15 protein-coding genes are annotated in these 18523 nt (G+C 34.4%); 1 reads left to right on the top strand and 14 read right to left on the bottom strand.

Annotated elements, in window-relative coordinates:
- Positions 1-44: 44 nt before the first annotated feature.
- Complete coding sequence (locus tag PMOB_RS09075; RefSeq protein WP_012209554.1) at positions 45-1268, top strand: 6-phosphofructokinase; 1224 nt, start codon at positions 45-47, stop codon at positions 1266-1268.
- A gap of 64 nt (positions 1269-1332) precedes the next feature.
- Here the strand turns inward: PMOB_RS09075 and PMOB_RS09070 are convergent, their stop codons facing one another.
- The 14 genes from PMOB_RS09070 to PMOB_RS09005 form a co-directional block, all read right to left on the bottom strand.
- Positions 1333-4530 (bottom strand): S41 family peptidase, encoded by a 3198-nt coding sequence (locus tag PMOB_RS09070; protein ID WP_012209553.1) that lies wholly within the window; start codon positions 4528-4530, stop codon positions 1333-1335.
- A gap of 21 nt (positions 4531-4551) precedes the next feature.
- Positions 4552-5913 carry a D-alanyl-D-alanine carboxypeptidase/D-alanyl-D-alanine-endopeptidase gene (locus PMOB_RS09065; RefSeq protein WP_012209552.1) on the bottom strand — a complete coding sequence of 454 codons (1362 nt, stop codon included), beginning with the start codon at positions 5911-5913 and terminating at the stop codon, positions 4552-4554.
- Positions 5910-6515, bottom strand: a complete 606-nt coding sequence (locus PMOB_RS09060) for a TetR/AcrR family transcriptional regulator (protein ID WP_012209551.1) — start codon at positions 6513-6515, stop codon at positions 5910-5912. Before PMOB_RS09060 ends, PMOB_RS09065 begins: the two co-directional genes overlap by 4 nt.
- 916 nt (positions 6516-7431) lie before the next feature.
- Positions 7432-8352, bottom strand: coding sequence for a tyrosine-type recombinase/integrase (locus PMOB_RS09055; protein WP_012209549.1), 921 nt, complete (start codon positions 8350-8352; stop codon positions 7432-7434).
- A 29-nt stretch (positions 8353-8381) separates the two neighbouring features.
- The gene (locus tag PMOB_RS09050) at positions 8382-10115 is read right to left on the bottom strand and encodes a phospho-sugar mutase (protein ID WP_012209548.1); all 1734 of its coding nucleotides are present in this window, start codon (positions 10113-10115) and stop codon (positions 8382-8384) included.
- A 107-nt stretch (positions 10116-10222) separates the two neighbouring features.
- Positions 10223-10912, bottom strand: coding sequence for an L-serine ammonia-lyase, iron-sulfur-dependent subunit beta (sdaAB, locus tag PMOB_RS09045; RefSeq protein ID WP_012209547.1), 690 nt, complete (start codon positions 10910-10912; stop codon positions 10223-10225).
- A gap of 53 nt (positions 10913-10965) precedes the next feature.
- Positions 10966-11841 (bottom strand): L-serine ammonia-lyase, iron-sulfur-dependent, subunit alpha, encoded by an 876-nt coding sequence (gene sdaAA / locus PMOB_RS09040; RefSeq protein ID WP_012209546.1) that lies wholly within the window; start codon positions 11839-11841, stop codon positions 10966-10968.
- A gap of 28 nt (positions 11842-11869) precedes the next feature.
- On the bottom strand, positions 11870-13042 hold the full coding sequence (locus tag PMOB_RS09035; RefSeq protein ID WP_012209545.1) for a MalY/PatB family protein: 1173 nt from the start codon (positions 13040-13042) through the stop codon (positions 11870-11872).
- Positions 13039-13860 (bottom strand): bifunctional 5,10-methylenetetrahydrofolate dehydrogenase/5,10-methenyltetrahydrofolate cyclohydrolase, encoded by an 822-nt coding sequence (locus PMOB_RS09030; RefSeq protein ID WP_012209544.1) that lies wholly within the window; start codon positions 13858-13860, stop codon positions 13039-13041. Before PMOB_RS09030 ends, PMOB_RS09035 begins: the two co-directional genes overlap by 4 nt.
- Positions 13861-13897: 37 nt before the next feature.
- Positions 13898-15562 (bottom strand): formate--tetrahydrofolate ligase, encoded by a 1665-nt coding sequence (locus PMOB_RS09025; protein WP_012209543.1) that lies wholly within the window; start codon positions 15560-15562, stop codon positions 13898-13900.
- A gap of 184 nt (positions 15563-15746) precedes the next feature.
- On the bottom strand, positions 15747-16007 hold the full coding sequence (locus PMOB_RS11200) for a JAB domain-containing protein (protein WP_081429298.1): 261 nt from the start codon (positions 16005-16007) through the stop codon (positions 15747-15749).
- 148 nt (positions 16008-16155) lie between these two features.
- Entirely contained in the window at positions 16156-16521 is a 366-nt protein-coding gene (locus PMOB_RS09015) for a restriction endonuclease subunit S domain-containing protein (RefSeq protein ID WP_041534148.1), read from the bottom strand.
- Entirely contained in the window at positions 16511-17968 is a 1458-nt protein-coding gene (locus PMOB_RS09010; RefSeq protein WP_012209542.1) for an AlbA family DNA-binding domain-containing protein, read from the bottom strand. Before PMOB_RS09010 ends, PMOB_RS09015 begins: the two co-directional genes overlap by 11 nt.
- On the bottom strand, positions 17958-18461 hold the full coding sequence (locus PMOB_RS09005) for a DUF1016 N-terminal domain-containing protein (RefSeq protein WP_012209541.1): 504 nt from the start codon (positions 18459-18461) through the stop codon (positions 17958-17960). Before PMOB_RS09005 ends, PMOB_RS09010 begins: the two co-directional genes overlap by 11 nt.
- Positions 18462-18523: the final 62 nt, after the last annotated feature.

Raw genomic sequence — 18523 nt, 5'->3', positions numbered from 1 at the left:
ATAGGTAAATTGTAATTTAAATTAAAAGTTCGGGGGTGTAATTATTGAACAAAAAAAATATTTTATATGCACAATCAGGGGGAGTTACAAGTGTCATAAATGCTTCTGCATATGGACTGATAAGTAAGGCTTTAAAGGATCCACAAATTGATAAGATATATGTGGGAATAAATGGTATCACTGGAGTCCTTGAAGGGAAATTATTCGATTTAACAAAAGAATCTTTTGATAAAATAAATAATTTGAAAACCACACCTGCAAGTGCCTTTGGTACTTGCAGACATAGGTTAAAAGAAGGAGACGAAGAAGGTTTTCAAAAACTTTTTAAAACGTTTGAAGATTATAATATTAGTTATTTCTTTTATAACGGTGGTAACGATTCAATGGATACGGCCCATAAAATCGATGAGTATTCAAAAAAAATTGGTTATGATTTAAAAGTCATAGGTATTCCAAAAACAATAGATAACGATCTATACGGCACCGATCACTCTCCGGGTTATGGTTCTGCAGCAAAGTATTTGGCAATTTCAATGTTGGAAGCAAGTATAGATACGCGTAGTATGGCAAAAGATTCTACAAAAATTTTCATAATGGAGACAATGGGGAGACATGCAGGCTGGCTTACCGCAGCTACTTCGTTGGCAAAGTTGAATAGAGATTTTGGACCTCATATCATTTTGCTACCCGAAAGGATTTTTGAAGAAGATCATTTTATAGACAAAGTTCAAAAAGAAGTAAGTAAGAATGGTTACTGTACGATTGCTGTCTCTGAAGGTATTAGGTATAAAAGCGGGGCTTTTGTTTCTGATATGGGATACACCGATAGTTTTGGAAACAGGCAGTTGGGAGATGTAGGAAGAGTTGTTGCCAACATTATTTTAACAAGGTTAGGTTTGAAAGTACATGTGTCTATCCCGGATTATCTTCAAAGAAGTGCTGGACACATCGTTAGTAAGACTGATCAAACTGAAGCGGTTATGGTAGGGGAAAAGGCCTTAGAATATGCTCTGGATGGTATATCAGGATTCATGGTAACAATTAACCGCCTTTCGAACAACCCTTACAAGATAGAATTTGGGAAGGTTCCCTTATTTGAAGTGGCAAATAATACCAAATATTTACCTGAAGAATATATTTCTGTTGATGGTTATGGTGTGAATGAGAATTTTATTGAGTATGCTAAACCTTTAATCCAAGGAGAAAGTTATCCGCTTTATGAAAATGGTATTCCTAAATACGTATCTTTTCCAATTGAAGAGAGATAAGAAACAGATCTTAATTTAAACTAAAAGCCGAGCAGTACGCTCGGCTTTTGTATTATTTAATAATTTATGGCTTTTTGATATCATTTGGAGCTATTGGTGGATTTTCTTTCAGTTCTTTTAGTACAATCTCTATAGCCATATCGAGTTGCGTATCTTTATTTTCTTTATAATCTTTTGGGGTAATATCTATTTCAATGTCCGGATCGGTTCCATAATTTTCAACATCCCATCCAACATCTTTAAACCAAAAGGCCATTTCTGGTTGAGTTGTTATGGTATGATCAACAAGTGGATTTCTGGGCCAGATTCCAATCACTCCCCCCCACGTTCTCTTACCTATAAGTTTCCCTAGTTTCATTAATTTGAAGGAGTGACTAAAAATATCCCCATCTGAACCAGCAAACTCGTTCGTTATAGCAACCATTGGGCCTCTTACACTGTCATATTGATAGGCTTGGGCTTCTCTATATGGTGAGAGATCGTATCCAATAAACTTTCTATTCAATTTATCCAAGATCATTGAAGATACAAAACCACCACTGTTGACTCTTACATCGATTATGAGTCCATCATATCTGACTTCGCTTAAGAAGTTTCTGTGAAATTCTACATATCCAGTGTATCCCATATCTGGGATGTGAATGTATCCAATCCGTGAATCAGTTTTTTCATGAACATATTTCTTGTTTTTTTCTACCCATTCTCGGTATCTTAGAGGTGTTTCATCTTTTAACGTTTTGACAACATACTTTCTCTTATGATCAATATTATCGCTGCTTGATACCACTATTTCAACATCTTTACCACTGTAATTCACCAAAAATTCATTGGGTATTTTATCCTTTATTTCTATGCCGTTTATCGCTAATAGGTAATCTCCTTCTTTTACCTCAACCCCTGGTCCAAGTAATGGGGGTTTATTTTTTTCGTCCCATATGTCTCCCTTTACGATGTGACTAATTTTATATAGTTTTCTATCTTCATCGAGTATCAAATCTGCTCCTAAATATCCAATTTTGTAAACTGGTTTGGGTTTGTATTCTCCTCCCATCTCGTAGGCGTGTGATGATTTTAATTCGCCTTGCATTTCCCATATTAAATCAGAAAATTCTGTTCTTGTTGCTATTCTTTCAACTAGAGGATAATACTTTTCTAATATCTTATCCCATTCAATTTCGTCTAGTTTGTCCTTGTTCCAAAAATAGAACTTTTGTAGGCGCCAAGCTTCACAAAGCATTTGTCTCCATTCTAACAGTGGTTGAACTTCCACATTGATTCTGTGAAAATCTATCCAGCCGCACTTTCTTGTATACTTATTTTCACATTCTTTTTCTTGTTCTGGGGAGGGAGGATTGGTAGTTTTAAGAATTCTTAGTTCATCGTCTATCAGAATTGCGATTTTTTCTTTGTCCTCGGAAATTTGAAAATCTGAAATTCCCTCAAGATAAGTTTTTTCTTCTTTTTCTGTGAGATCGTAGTATTTCAAGGTTAATTTTTCATGTTTCTCGCTGAGCATATCTTCTTCATCTTCCAGTACACCACTTACAGGAGAAATAGCGTAAAAAACCTTCTCTTTAGCAGCTTGTATATTTACATATCTTTCTTCACTAACCGGGAAGGGTATAATTCTATCAGCGATGTTATCAAAATCAATATCAACTTTTATTTCTTCTTCTTTTTTCTCTTTCTCTTTCTCTTCTTCTTCTTTGATTATTTCCTGAAATGGAGAGCAAATATCTTTTTTTAGTGTTATAAGATAAGGCTTTGTTCCTTTTTCGAAAGCTAAATTCATTTGAAATCTATCTTCAATTGGGTTGAATATTCTATAAGATAGAAAATAAAGATATTTCCCTTCAGGATCAAAGACAGGGTCTACATCAAATAGAATAGGTTTTGTAACTTGGTGTACCTCTTCTTTTTCCTTATCAAATATCATAATAGCTGCTTGTTTGCTGTTTATAAACTTTGAATAAGCAATCCACCTACCATCTGGAGAGAAAGAATATCCATTAATGGGACCAAAGGTACTTTTATCCACATCAATCTTCTTATGGTTTCTCAAATCAATCAAAATGAGTTCGTTTCTTTGATTGGTTAATAAAATTTCTTCATCTTTCGGAGAGGCAACGATATTCATAACCCTTCCTAAATCATATTCTTCTACTTTTTTTATTAAATTGCCAGTTTTTAGATCATACACCTCGATATGTTCATAATTATTTTCATCACTGATTGTTACTGCCTTTTCTTCATCTTTTAGATTTAGGTATGTGGTAAGCCTATATCTGACACCGTTTTCTTTTCCAAGTTGTTTAACGGGACCGTACCAGTTATTGTAATAAAAGCTTTTGCCTCTATGAGTAGTTATTAAATTCTCAGCATCTTTAGAAATAGAGAAACCTTCAAAATACTGTGTTGGGTCAACGAATTTTCTGTTTCTTTGTGGTAAGGTACTGTAGTATTTTATATTTACCTTTTCTGATACGTTATTTGATAAATTCAAAATATAAATATCCGAACCGGCATGGTATACAATATTTTTTCCATCAGATTTTGGATTTCTAACATAAAAATCATTGTGATATGTGTGCTTTTTTAGGTCTTTTCCTTCAACTGTGCAGGAGTATATGTTAGCAACATCGTCATGGTCAGAGATAAAATAAATCCGGTCTTGGATCCATATTGGGTTGGCAAAGTTGGATTTTAAGTCGATCAATTTTCTGAAGTTGTAGTTTCCTTCCAAGTCTATCAGTAATTCACCCGCTGTTCCACCTCTGTACTTTTTCCATCGAGCTGGGTCTCCTGTTTTTCTTCCTAAAACAACACCTTTTTCTTTCCCAAACGAGATTTCAGTGCATATACCAAAATCTAATTGTTTTAATTTTCTCTTATCTTCAACGTCTACTTCCCATAGAGATGTAATCCTTTTAAACGGTTGAACATAATTTGATGAAAAGATTATCTTCCCATTATGCCAACATAGTACCTTGCTGTTTGCGCCTAGATATGTTAACCTAATTGGTACTCCCCCAATTGAAGGAATTATATATACGTCAGGTACTCCTTCATCTCTTCCAGTAAAAGCTATCCATTTTCCATCTTCAGAAAAAGTTAGATCAGAGATTTCTCCAACATTTGTGGTTAACCTTCTGGCTATTCCCCCTGAAGAAGGAACTACCCAGATGTCATCTTCTGCAACAAAGGCTATTTGATCGTTGTAAATGGTCGGAAATCTGTAGTAACCGTTGAACTCTTCACTCATAAATTAATCCCCCTTTTGTTATTATAAGTTTTCATAGAGATAGTTGATTATGGAATTTTCAAACTCTTTCACCTTCAAAACATCAAAGGAAAAGTTGTTTTCCATTAAGCTAAAAATATAATATTTTCCACTTTTTGATTTGAAAATCCCACTGATGGCAGAATCGTAATATAAAGTTCCAGTTTTTGCGTAAATTTCAAAGTTAAAACGATTTTCAAGAGTGCTTTTTTCGTATGGTGATGCTAAGTAATCAAAAAATTTAGATTGATACTTTGAATATAGATAAAATAATGTATCAGATATCATCTTTGGGGGTAACAAGTTGTACATTGATAATCCACAACCATCTTTAATTACATAATCGGTTGGGTCGTATCCTAAGGTTTCTTTGATTACTTTTTGGAAGTGATTTTCAGAATCTTCTATTTTCCCATTGCCATAAATAGCGCCAAGATTTCTAAAAATCTGTTCGGCTATCTGGTTATCGCTTGTTTCCAACATTTGTTGTATTATATTGATTAGTGGTGGAGAATGATTTGTATATAGAAGATTAGCGTTAAAAGGCACTTCATCATATCTTATTTCTCCCCAAAATTCAACACCTATTTCTTGCAAGAATAATGTTGTAAGGAAGTTTATATAATCTTTTATTTCATGATTTGTTTTATATTTAAAAGATTCATAGCTTGTTTGCCAAATATTAATTGCAGCGATTTGTGGCTGGGGGTCATCCCACATCCAGCCTCTACCAAAACCTTCTTCGGTCATGAAAGAATAATCGAAAATTATATCACCATATATCCTTTTTATTCCTCTATCCACCGTTGCCCTTTTTAGTATTTCTTTATATTGTAAGGAAGTTAAAACAGGGTCTCCAAATCCTTTTATATACAGATTTCCTCTGAAATTAGGTGATATTTCCCCTGTATGGTATATTTTAGTTTCGAATTTGTAATTATCCCCCAGACTTTCCAAGGCAACGAGGGCGGTAATTAATTTTGTGTTTGAGGCAGGGATGAATAATTTATCTGAATTGTAGTTGAAAAGAACTTCATTGGTGCCAAGATCTCTCAATTCAAACCCAACAAATCCTTGAAAACTTTCAAATTTTGAAATTAATTCATTTTGTATTTGATTAGTTATTGTTTTCGAAGGTGGGATTGTGGGAACAGATTTGGGCACAGGTTCAGCAATTTTAGACGGTTCTATTATTTGTATTTTTGAGGAATCTTCGTTATCTCTAGCAATTGGAACCCTACTCGAAATTGGAGCAGCTATGACAACTGTACTAACATTAAAAAAAACTAAAATAAAGATTGTGAGACTCAAGACGGTCAAAAAATTACTGGATCTTAACTGATTTTTGGATTTAATATTATTCACTCCTTTTCAGAATTTATTTTATAAGCTAAGGCGGTTTCGATTAACTTTGTATAATTACCTATGACTTCTTTGAAATCATGATCTTTGAGCATCATACCCATTCCTTTGGTAACAGAAGTAAGAAATTCTAAGATGTATTTAGCTTCGATATCCTTTCTTATTTGTCCAGCATTTTGAAACTCAGCAATCTTTTCTATGATTACCTTACCAAAACGTTGATAGTAGTAATCATTTATAATGGAAGTGATCTCAGGGTGTTCAAAAAGATCATCTATGGGGTACTCTTTCATCAGAGATTGAACATCGAAGTTTAAGTTTGAGAGATACTCAAGCACTTCTTGGAAAGTGTTAAAATCATCAACGTATTTCTTAAAAGGGGTGAAGAAATCGTCCAATAAACTCTTAATAACAAAAATTATGAATTCATCTTTTTTTCCAAACTTTTTATAAACAGTCGATTTGCTGAGTTTGGCATCGTAGATAACCTTTTCATAATTGAAGTTAGTGATGCCGTGATTGAGTAGTTCCCCCTTTGCCAAATCGATTAATACTTCAATTTTATATTTTGTATTTTTTTTTGAAGTTTTTTGCCTTTTAGCCATACATCTTCTCCAACTTATAAAATTTGTAAAATAAGAGTGTAATCTCTTTTCATATTAATATAGCTTCTTTTAATATTTCATCTTTTAACTCTTCTCTTATAGCTCTATCTGAAACAACATCAACTTTAACATTAAGTGCCCTTTCCATTTGTATTTCACCTTCTTTACTTTTTTGCCCTTTTAATTTCAACTTTGGGTATCAATTAATATTATAACATTCTTTGAGCATAAGAAGAAACTTTTAAATTTATATATTTGTTAATGCGTACAAAATGATATAAATATACAATGTATATAAAAAGGATTCCTGGGTAAAGGGGAAAAATTAAATTTTCATCTTAAATGAAGGTAAAATTTTTTATCTAACACTTCCTAAAGAAAAAGGTCTTCGTAAAACGCTTAATTTTGAGAATTAAATTTAATATATTAGTTTCTATATTTATTTAAAATTTCAAAGGCTCTCAGGGCTTCTTACAAAGAGATAATGTGTAATTAGCATAGATAAAGGTTTTTAGAGGTTAAAATTAGTAACTTTAGATTGTTTAATTCACTATGTCGGAAAACTTAGGTTTTCCGACATTAATTTCTTTTCTATTTTTTACTAAATTACTTACTTTTTTATTTGTCAATGGAAAAATTCATATTATTAATTTATTGTTGATCCGTTTTGTTATATTTTAATTTTCAAAGATCATATATACATTATATATTTTATTATACGTCATACATAAATTATATATTAGATATATTTATATTTAATAAGAATAATCTTTTTAATAGTAAATATATTATATCACTGTAAATATTATTATACAATGTAAAGTTAAACATATAATAAACAATAAAAATATTTTTTTCTTTATTAAAAAGTTCCCCGTTAAGTTGGGGAACTTTTTGAGAGGTAACTTTGAAATTGTTATATTTGATCCAGCACTGAACTATGGCTATCAGATCTTACGTATATCCCAGTAGTTGAGATGGTTGTATGTCCAAGTATATATCGAACTTCCTCCAAATTTTTTCCCGAGTTCAAAAGCCTTTTTGCACATGTGTGTCTTAAAGCATGAGGAGTTGCGTTAATATAATTTATATTGTTATAGCCCTTTGTTCTTAATTGATCAATTTTATTGTTGGCTTTAATAACGTAATCTTTGAATCTTCTCTCCATAGTTCTAGAAGTTATGGGGACATCGTTGTCATTTGAAAAGATATACTTCTTACCTTGAGCCCCCTTTGGGGTGTTTTTTTCTGCAAAGGTTATTAACTGTTCTGCGTATTGTTTTGAAATCTTTAGATATCTTACTCTGTTTCCTTTCCCATTTATAACAAGCTCAGCATGATCGTTGTAAAAAATAATTTGCTCTTTTTCTAACCACAAAGCCTCTGAAATTCTTAAACCTGTTTTTAATAACAATGAATAAAAAGTTTTGTCAAATTTGTCTTCAATAACCGAGAAAAAAACTTTGATTTGACTTTCTGTCAAGCCTTTGGGAACGTCACTTGGAATTTTTGCGTTTGCATCTTTCCAATATTTTTTACCAGATATTTCTCCATTTTCGTATAGATAGTTCAAAAAGGATTTTAAAACAACTATCCTAAGTTTTATGGTTCTTTGTGATAGATTTGAGATCTCTTCAAGATATTTAAGAAAGCATCCTCGGGTAAGACCATAAATTTGAACAAATTTTTTATAACTCTTCAATATTTTTTTGTATTCATATATAGTAGAATCTGCCCTTCGCTTGACGAATTTCAGATATGATAAAAATTCTGAGATATATCCTTCGATTTTGTCTTTATCTTTTATAGAGTCTGATGTATTATCTATATCCATCATAGTTTTTTCCCCCAATAAGGTGTGAAACGCTAAACAACATGTTCTATGATGCTATCAACGGTATTTCTAATCAGATCGAGTTTTGCTTTTGATTTTTCTTTTTCTTTATCGTTTGAATATATGTATATTTTAAGTTTTGGTTCAGTACCGGAGGGCCTAATTGCATACCATGAACCATCGCTAAACCAGAATCTTAAAACATCAGAAGAAGGTATATCGGTTATATCGTTAATTTCACCTGTTGTTAAATTGTATATTTTTCTTTTTAAATAATCCGCGTATTGTTCAAGTTTGAGATCCCCCATTTCTTTGGGAAAGTTGTTTCTGAATTTCTCCATTATCCTTTTAATTCTTTCTTGGCCTTCAACTCCTTCAAGCACAAGAGAATAATTGTTTTCCAACTCGTAACCATACTCCTGATAAATATCTTCTAATACCTCAATTAAATTCTTATTTTTTTTAGAGTAGTATCCAACCATCTCTGATATAAGCATAGAGGCAATAGTTCCATCCTTATCTCTCACAAAGGTGCCGTATATATAACCAATACTTTCTTCGAAACCAAAGAGAAACTTACTCTTACCTTCTTTTTCTAATTCGTTTTCTTTTCCACAAATATTTTTAAATCCAGTAAGTGTTTCAAGAACGGATACACCATATTTTTTTGCAATCCTTTTTGTGAGATCTCCCGTAACTATCGATTTTATGATAACAGAGTTTTCTTCCAAACTACCTTTTTTACTCTTGCTTTCTAGTATGTAATTAACCAAAAGGGCTCCAACTTGGTTACCGTTTAACATTTTGTAATTGTTGCCATCTAAAATTTCTAAAGCGGTTCTATCTCCATCGGGATCATTTGCTAAAAGTAATTGGGCATTTTTTTCATAACCTAATTTTTTTGCCTCTTCAAAAGCTACTTCGTATTCTGGATTTGGGTTGGCAACGCTTTTGAAATCTGGATCGGGTAGTTCTTGTTCTTTAACTATGAATACATTTTTAAAACCTCTATCTTTAAGTACCCTTCTGACAAAATTATTTGATGTTCCATTCAAAGGTGTGTAAACTATTTTTATATTTTTATCTAAATCTTCGTCCCTTAACGCCAAACCTTCCACTCTTTGAATGTATTCTTCATCGACTTCTTTTGAAATGTATTGAAGTAAATTCTTGTTAAGCGCTTCTTCTTCGCTTATTTTTTTTATTTTACTAAAATCGTATCCTATTTTTTCGATCTTTTCTATTATTCCATTGGCAACATCATCTAATATTTGAGACCCTTGATCCCAATAAACCTTGTAACCGTTGTAATCTTTCGGATTGTGACTAGCGGTAACGACTATTCCAGCAGTAGTTTTCAGATATCTGACAGCAAAGGATAAAACGGGCGTAGGCCTAATATCGTCAAATAAGTAAGTTTTTATACCATTAGCCGCAAGGATTAATGCAGATTCTTTTGCAAACTCCTTTGAAAAGTGGCGTACGTCGTAGGCTATCACAACACCCATCTTCATCCTTTCTTCACCAAAGTCTGTTATATAATCAGCAAGGGCTTGAGATGCTCTGCCCACAGTGTATATATTCATCATATTCGAACCTATACCCAGTTTTCCTCTCAATCCAGCTGTTCCAAACTCGAGATCTTTGTAGAATCTTTCTTTTATCTCTTCAGGATTGTTTTCAATACTTTTTAATTCTTCTTTTGCTCTTTCATCAATATATGGATTATTTAACCACTCGTAGTAGATTTTTTTGTAATCTCTCAAATTTAATTTCCTCCTTAGTTTTGGGTTTTTTACTATTTTTGGAAACTGTAAAAGCAAGCATTTGACTATTTTCTAAAACTTTCAATAGTAAGACATTTAACTTTTATTTAATCATTGCTTTTACCTATTTTTGAAATGGGTACATAAATATATTTGCTAAATAAAAAAGTCTTTCCGTTTTGGATAGATTCATAGAGTTCAGAATCTAAACTTTCATTTAATTCTACTATAAGAAGAACCTCATCGTCTTCTTTGATGGTTCTCATTAAATCAATATTATGCCCTTTGGAGTACAAAGCATTGGAAATATAAGCAATCATTCCTTTTTGCTCTTTGTATCTAAAAAGTAAAGTAGGATTTTCTGCTGTAAAAATAACAGAGGTACCATTAATATTAGTGATTTCAATATTTCCCCCACCGATAGAAGAACCGATTACATAAAAATAACTTCCATCGGGGTAATGAAACTCAATTTTTACAGTATTAGGATGGACGTCTTCCAAGTTAACAGGAATAAAATTATAAGTAATTCCTACCTCTTTGGCATGTAAAAAAGAATTCTTAATGCGTAGATCACTAGGCTCAAACCCTAATATTCCTCCAACAAGAGCCTTATCGGTTCCATGGCCTTTGTAAGTAGCTGCGAAAGAACCATGAAGAAAAAAATCCACATGATGATAGCCTACCCCGGCAATCCTTCGAGCTACTAAAGCAATTCTAGCAGCACCAGCAGTATGAGAACTAGAAGGACCAATCATAACGGGACCGATTACGTCGAAAATACCGAAGTTTTTCATATGATATCCCTTTCTTTATCTCTCTGATATTATTGCAATGAAAGTAACAAAGTTTAACCATTCTTAAGCAGAGAGTTTTTTATAGCACAACCTGTTGGAGTACCTGCTATACCACCAAGCCCTGTTTCTCTTAAGCTTTCTGGAAGAGCTTTTCCTACTTTGTACATTGCTTTTACCACTTCATCAAAAGGTATTAAAGATTTTACCCCTGCAAGAGCTAAATCTGCGGCAGACAAGGCATTTATAGCTCCTGAAGCATTTCTCAGAATACATGGGAATTCTACTAAACCAGCAATGGGATCACAAACCAGCCCCATTATATTAATGAGTGCAATAGAGGCTGCATGAAAGATTTGTTCATTGTTTCCTTCTGAAGCAAACACTGCAGCTCCCGCAGCCATAGCTGCCGCTGAACCACACTCTACTTGGCATCCCCCTTCAGCACCAGAAAAGGTTGCATTTTGACCGATAACTCGTCCAATCCCCGCTGCTACAAGTAGGGCATGGATCAAATCCTCTTCATTCAAATTTAAACTTTCCTCAAGAGTCATCAAGACTGCTGGTAATATGCCAGAAGAGCCCGCAGTGGGAGCTGCTACTATTTTTCCCATAGAGGCATTGACTTCTGCGGTTGAAAGGGCCATAGCCATCGCTTTATTAGGAATAACCCCTAAAAGGGTTTTACCATCCTTTTGATAATTGTTAACCCGTTGAGCATCTCCTCCCATCATTCCTGATAAACTAGGTACCTTTTTATTCAAGGTACTTTGAGAGGAGTGCTCCATGACAGATAAAATTTCTTTCATTTGTGAAAGAATTATTTCAGGAGCTGAACCAGATGATTTGGATTCTTCTTCTATAACTACTTGATAGATTGGCTTTTTTTGCTTTTCACAAAGTTCTAATAGTTGCTTTGCAGAGTTATACATTAAATTCTCCCTTTTACTTTTTCTATTTTTATAAATTTTTAAAAGCATCGTAAATATTGTTGCATGCATCTTTTAACATAGATATGGGACATCCAATATTCATTCTAAAAAAGCCTTTACCTTCTTCTCCAAAGATGCTACCTTCTTCTAAACCAACTTTTGCTTTGTTTACGAGTATATCTTTGACTTTTTGCTCATCTCCATATGCCCTAAAATCTAACCACATTAAATATGTTCCTTCTGGTTTTTGCAATTTTACTTTAGGTAGTTTTTCATTGAAGAAATCGTACACGTAATCGATATTGGCTCTCAAGTAATTTAGTAAATCATCAAGCCAATCTTCACCTCTTTCATAAGCAACTTTAGCTGCAACCATTCCAAAGATATTTAAATTATCACTTGAAAGACTCTCAATAACATTTTTGTATTCAGTTCTTAATTGTTCATTTGGGATAACAGCAAACGAGGCTTTTAAGCCAGCTAAATTGAATGTTTTACTTGGGGCATAAAAAGTTAAAGAACCCTCTTTTATATCTTGTGAGATCGAAAATATTGGAATATGTTTGTTGGGAGAAAATACTAGATCTGAATGTATTTCGTCGGATAACAAAAGAACGTTATGTTTAATACATAATTGAACTAACTTTTCTAATTCTTCCCGTTTCCAAACTCTTCCCACTGGGTTGTGCGGATTACATAAGATGAATAATTTCGTTCTTTTGAGTGATAATTTCTTTTCTAAATCATCAAAATCCATGCTATAATTTCTGTTTTCAAATTTTAGAGAATTTTTTATTATCATTCGGCCATTGGATTTGATGATGTTATAAAAAGGATAGTAAACAGGTGTTTGAATTACAACGTTGTCTCCTGGTTTGGAGTAGGCAAGTATGGCTATTTTTAAGGCGTCAACCACACCGTCAGTAGTCACTATCCACTCTTTTTTTATCTCGATGCCATGTCTTGCCTTGATCCAATTTATAAAAGGAACAAAGTAATCTTCGTCTAACATTGGATATCCAAAAATTCCATGTTCTGCTCGTTGTTTTAATGCTTCAATTACTTCAGGTGGAGATTTAAAATCCATATCAGCTACCCACATGGGGATAACATCATCTCTACCATAAAGACTTTTGACACCGTTCCATTTTACTGACTCTGTAGATTTTCTGTCCACAATTTCGTTGAAATTATTCTTCAAAGTTGCATATCTCCCTTTTTATTGTTAGCCGCTCTAAAAACATTTCTCATTAGAATAGCTGTTGTGACGCTTCCAACACCACCGGGTACAGGTGTTAACTGGCATATTTCTGAGACATCTTTATTTACATCACCCACTATTTTTCCATCCACTACATTTATTCCCACATCGATCACGATCATTCCTTCTTTTACAAAAGTACTATCAACGAAATTAGCCTTACCTATTGCTGCAACCAAGATGTCTGCTTCTTTGGTTATCTCTTTTAAGTTCTTAGTTTTTGTATGTGTGACCGTGACAGTGGCATCCCTTCCGTGTCTTTGAAGCATTATTGCAGCGGGTTTCCCTACCGTTGTACTTCTTCCAAGGATAACGATATTTTTACCTCTAACGTCAGTTGTATCTTCTATTATTTTCACCACCGCTTCTGCTGTACAAGGTACAAACAATTCTTTTTCGTAAAACATAGAACCGATGTTATGTAAACTTACCCCTTCAACATCTTTTTCTGGATTGATATATTTTGCTATATCTAATTCAGTGTATCCTTTCTTTAAAGGTCTTGCAATAAAGATTGCATCAGTATCATCGTCTTCATTATATTTTCTTAAATCGTTAGTCAAATCATTACTTTCAACAATTTCTAAGTTGATTCCAAATTTTTTTGCATTTCTTTTTTGAGAGTTAAGATAAGATTTGGTAGATTCATCGGGTTCAACAACTAAACTTACTAATTTGGGTTCATAAGGAACTTTTTCTTTAAGTGATGATATTTCTGCCTTTATTTCATCAATAATATTGTCTACTTCAATTAACATAATGTGATACCCCCCAAATTCAATTTATTCACCGTGCTCATGACAATCCGGATATGTTTCCTTCATTGTCTATGTCCATATTCACTGCATTGGGAACCTTTGAAAGGCCAGGCATTCTCAATATATCTCCAGCCAATGCAACAATGAACCCTGCGCCCGCCGAAAGTTCAAAATCTCGTATTGTGAAAGTATAGTCCTTTGGAAATCCAAGTTTTTTAGGATCGTCGGATATAGAATACTGGGTTTTTGCTACAATTACAGGGAGATTTTCGTATCCGTATTTTTTCAAAAATTTAATTGTTGATAAGGCCTCCGAAGAATATTCAACCTTGGAAGCACGATAGATATTTTTTGCTAACTTTTCTATTTTCACTTCTAAAGGATCTTTAAAATCGTAAATACTTTTCAATTCGGATTGTTGTTCACTAACTTTTACCACTTTTTCAGCTAAGTCTATAGCACCTTCTGAACCTTTCTCAAATCCTTCGTTGACACTTACTTCTACACCTAATTTATCACAATAATCTTTTACCATATTGATTTCTTCATCCGTATCTGAGTAAAATTTATTTAAAGAAACAACCACAGGAATATTGTACTTTTTTAGGTTTTCAACGTGAACCTGTAAGTTAGGCAATCCTTTTTCTAAACTTTCAAGGTTTGGCGTATTCAAATCCTTTAAGTTTTGTCCCCCATGGTATTTTAAAGCCCGTATTGTAGCTACCAAAACCGTAGCTGATGGTTTTAAGCCAAAAGTTGGAGAAACAAAATCATAGAATTTTTCTCCTCCCAAATCAGAACCAAAACCTGTTTCGGTTACAACGTAATCAGAAAGCTTCAAGGCAAGTTTTGTTGCTAAAATAGAATTGGTTCCATGAGCGATATTTGCAAAAGGCCCACCATGAACAAAGGCAGGTGTATTTTCAATTGTTTGAACTAAATTAGGATTAATTGCGTCTTTTAAGAGTACAGAAAGAGCCCCAGTGATTTCTAAATCTTTTACAGTTACTGGTTCTCCCTTTTTATTTTTAGCAACTACTATATTAGATAATTTTTTCTTTAAGTCTTCCAAATTTTCTATCAAACATAGTATTGCCATTATTTCTGAAGCAGCGGTGATTATAAAACCGTCTTGTCTGGGATAACCGTTTTTCTTTCCACCCAACGCAACTATTATTTCTCTCAAAGCCCTATCGTTCATGTCCATAGTTCGAGGCCAAGAGACTTGGGTTGAATCTATATCATATTTATTGTACTTTATGTAATCATCTAAAATTGCTGATATTAGGTTATGGGCTGAGGTAACGGCATGAATGTCTCCTGTGAAATGTAAGTTTATGTCTTCCATAGGAAGTACTTGAGAGTAGCCTCCACCTGCTGCTCCCCCTTTTATACCCATTACTGGACCCAAAGAAGGTTCTCTTAGAGTTACTATTGACCTTTTGTGGATTTTGTTTAAAGCCATGGATAGTGAAATACTTGTTGTAGTTTTTCCTTCACCAGCAGGCGTTGGAGTAATAGCAGTTACCATTACTAAATTACCGTCATTTTTGAAGTTAAGTTCATTCAAATATTTGTGGGAAACTTTGGCAATGTTCTTTCCGTAAAGATTGTAGTACTCCTCTGGAATATCCAGCTCGTTTGCGATTAAATCAATTTTTTTTAGCTTTGCAGATCTTGCAATTTCGATATCAGAAAGCATTGTAAAACTCCTCCTTTTTAATTATTTTGAAATACAGTCTTCTATGATATTTGATAATACAATATATGCATAAACAAACAACTATTTTCTTTTAAAATAAGTGGGTGGTAGAACGCCAAAATCTTTACGGGAAAAAATACGATCCTAACTATCATTATAAATTACCAAATCAAGAAATGAAAGTTCATAATAAACCTCTATCTTTCATGCTCAAATGTCCCCTTTTCGATATGATTAAATGGTCCAATACTTTAATACCCGAAATTGATACGGCCTCAACAAGTTGCTTTGTCATAAAAATATCTTGATTACTGGGTTCTAAGACCCTAGATGGATGATTGTGGACAAGAATTACGGATGCTGCTCGATCTGTAATTACGTCTGCAAAAACTTCTCTCGGATGTATATAGAAATTTCTGGTCGTGCCTTCTCGGTAAAGCCAAATATATCTACAACTTCCTCCTTGGTAATCACTACTGCTGTTTCGGGGGCATGTGGATTTTGTCGTCTAGAGCACCAAGGATAGAGGCGATTTTTTGTTGCACCAAATACCGTTCCAGTTTCAAGACTCTTCCATTTGCGTTCATAATATTTCATAAGAAAATACAGAAATTCATTGTTACCATTATCCAATCTAAGAGCCGAGACTCCCCTAAACCAATACAACAGTCTTCGATTGCTTCGTTTATTTCGCCTACAGGAGCCCTCACAGTTAAAAGGACATCCCCTTTAATGGCAATTTTCTTTGGATCAGTGCAATAAACACTAACTGTAGGATATTTTCTACCGAAGTCTCTCCTTCCCTGATAAAAAGGCAGCCCATTTCCAACTTCGCTATAAGTTTCTGATTTAGGAGATTGCCCCATATTTATCTGCCTAACCTCCTGAAGTCCTTTAAAATCCCACTTTTCTGGAATCTTTCCAATTTCTGTTTCATTAAATTCTTGCTCAGAACCCATACCCCGCCTCCTCTATCATCTTCTTTCCCTTCTCTGTCAGAACATATTTTCCTGTTTTGGGTGCGCCCTCGAACCTTATAAGATTTACATCTTTTAGCATTGCTATATCTCTTTCAGCAGTGGCTGTTGATACATTAAAGAGCTTTTCTATATCTCTGCGGGTGATAGATTTCCGTGCGTGGATTTCGATCAACTCTTTTGATAATCTCAATTTTACTCCCTCATTTACTCCATCACCTACTCCCTCATTTACTCCATCATAAGCACGTTTCAAGAGCATTTCACTATCTGTAAGTTCTGTTATAACTTGTGGCTTCCTATCGAATATAATTGTGAAGAATGATTTAAACTCAAACCCTGGCTCGCTCAACCCACTGGTCGCCAACAAATCCCTTATACGATTGATACCTGAGCCTGCTTTCTCTACTTCACCCATTCTGTGAAAAAGGTCAGCGATTATCTTGTTTCTGTGGACACTCTTCTTACCGAGGTCCTCGGGGTGCATCCCCGGTGGCAGCCCCCCGGGATCCGAAATCTCTACCCTATCCCTGTATATCTCTACAGTTATCCACGCAGTATCAAAATGGTAATCTCTATGGATAATGGCGTTAAGGATGGCTTCGCGTAGTGCTTCCTCTGGAATTTCTAAAAATTCTTTCCTTTTTAATCCCTTAATCTCATATCTTAAAGGCAAGTGCATTTTTAGGAATATCATTGCCTGCTTCACATTTTCCATGAGATTTCCTTTCAACTCTTTTCTATCGAGGATCTCCAACTTATCAGTACCTGCAAGAAGTATACAATCTACAATGTTGTGTCTCAGAAATCGTATCGGCTCTTTGGCAAAGAATAAAACCCCTGCATTATTGAAGATTAATCGTTCTCTAGTTTTCCTTGCAACACCAATATTTATCAGTAAGTCTTCACTTGACATTCCGGCCGAGGTTATTTTTGCGCTATCCAGAAAGTACCTGAATGCCTCCTCGTCAAAATCATCCGGATAACGAAAATCTTTACATGATTTCTCATCCCACCTCACCTGTCCCACTGAGTAGAGAAACTCCACAATTTCGTCTCTTTTCATCTTCTGGGTGCTAGTGCCGCTTCTAAGAAAGAACCCTGAAGCGCAAGAATAAGGCTTATCCTCACCATCTGGAACTTCAACTTCAAGGATTTCTTTTCCATCTAGTGTATATGAACTGATCTTCAAAGGTATTGGAGGATCACAGTTTCTGGCTATACTCTCCAACCTTGAAATTTGATCATTAACATCAGATATACCAACAACTTTGCCATTATTATCGGCTCCAACTATGATGTGGCCGCCACCTGAATTAGCGAATGCTACTATCTCACGATCAACCGAACTAGAAACAGATCGCTTCAGCTCCACAAATTGCCCCTCCGGATGGGATAGCATGAACCTTAAACTCTTTTCAGAATCCATATGCCAACTCCTCCAGATTTGCTTTTATCTGTTTCTTTAATTTCCTCTGTTTTTCGTCTTTTATTTTATTTATAATGGTAAGATTATGTCCCCAGGGAATTTCTGCCACAGCTTGTGGCAGATTTACACCATCGAGAGCCAGCACAAGTTGGGCGAGGTCCTTAGATGAACTTTCTGGCACAGCCTGTGAGAGTTTTATAACATCTTCGGTAAAAGCCAAATAGAACGCACGCATCCGCCAGATATTCCTTGAAGAGAAGCCCTTTACATCTGGGAACTCTCGCCGTAGATCTTTAGCCAACTGCTCCACCACACTTTTGCCCCAGCCCATATCCTCTTGTTTCTCAACTATACTTTTGCCGATGTTCCAGTAAAGATAAATTAATTCCCTGTTTACGCTCAAAATCGCTTTAGTCTGGGCAATTTGGATGCGCTCTTTTAGTTCATTGATGAATTCTGTATACTCAGCTCGTTTTATAATATCAGAATCCATATCCCAACCCCTCCAGATTTGCTTTTATCTGTTTCTTTAATTCTTCTGATTTCTCGAACTGC

Source organism: Petrotoga mobilis SJ95, from assembly GCF_000018605.1.
Classification (GTDB): domain Bacteria; phylum Thermotogota; class Thermotogae; order Petrotogales; family Petrotogaceae; genus Petrotoga; species Petrotoga mobilis.
This window is presented reverse-complemented; position numbering and strand designations above follow the sequence as displayed.

What these genes read in the sequence shown, in the direction of transcription:
- PMOB_RS09070 (WP_012209553.1), bottom strand. Translation starts at nt 4,530, where the DNA reads ATGAGTGAAGAGTTCAACGGTTACTACAGATTTCCGACCATTTACAAC.
- PMOB_RS09060 (WP_012209551.1), bottom strand. Translation starts at nt 6,515, where the DNA reads ATGGCTAAAAGGCAAAAAACTTCAAAAAAAAATACAAAATATAAAATT.
- PMOB_RS09055 (WP_012209549.1), bottom strand. Translation starts at nt 8,352, where the DNA reads ATGATGGATATAGATAATACATCAGACTCTATAAAAGATAAAGACAAA.
- sdaAB (WP_012209547.1), bottom strand. Translation starts at nt 10,912, where the DNA reads ATGAAAAACTTCGGTATTTTCGACGTAATCGGTCCCGTTATGATTGGT.
- sdaAA (WP_012209546.1), bottom strand. Translation starts at nt 11,841, where the DNA reads ATGTATAACTCTGCAAAGCAACTATTAGAACTTTGTGAAAAGCAAAAA.
- PMOB_RS09030 (WP_012209544.1), bottom strand. Translation starts at nt 13,860, where the DNA reads ATGTTAATTGAAGTAGACAATATTATTGATGAAATAAAGGCAGAAATA.
- PMOB_RS09025 (WP_012209543.1), bottom strand. Translation starts at nt 15,562, where the DNA reads ATGCTTTCTGATATCGAAATTGCAAGATCTGCAAAGCTAAAAAAAATT.
- PMOB_RS09015 (WP_041534148.1), bottom strand. Translation starts at nt 16,521, where the DNA reads ATGGGTTCTGAGCAAGAATTTAATGAAACAGAAATTGGAAAGATTCCA.
- PMOB_RS09010 (WP_012209542.1), bottom strand. Translation starts at nt 17,968, where the DNA reads ATGGATTCTGAAAAGAGTTTAAGGTTCATGCTATCCCATCCGGAGGGG.
- PMOB_RS09005 (WP_012209541.1), bottom strand. Translation starts at nt 18,461, where the DNA reads ATGGATTCTGATATTATAAAACGAGCTGAGTATACAGAATTCATCAAT.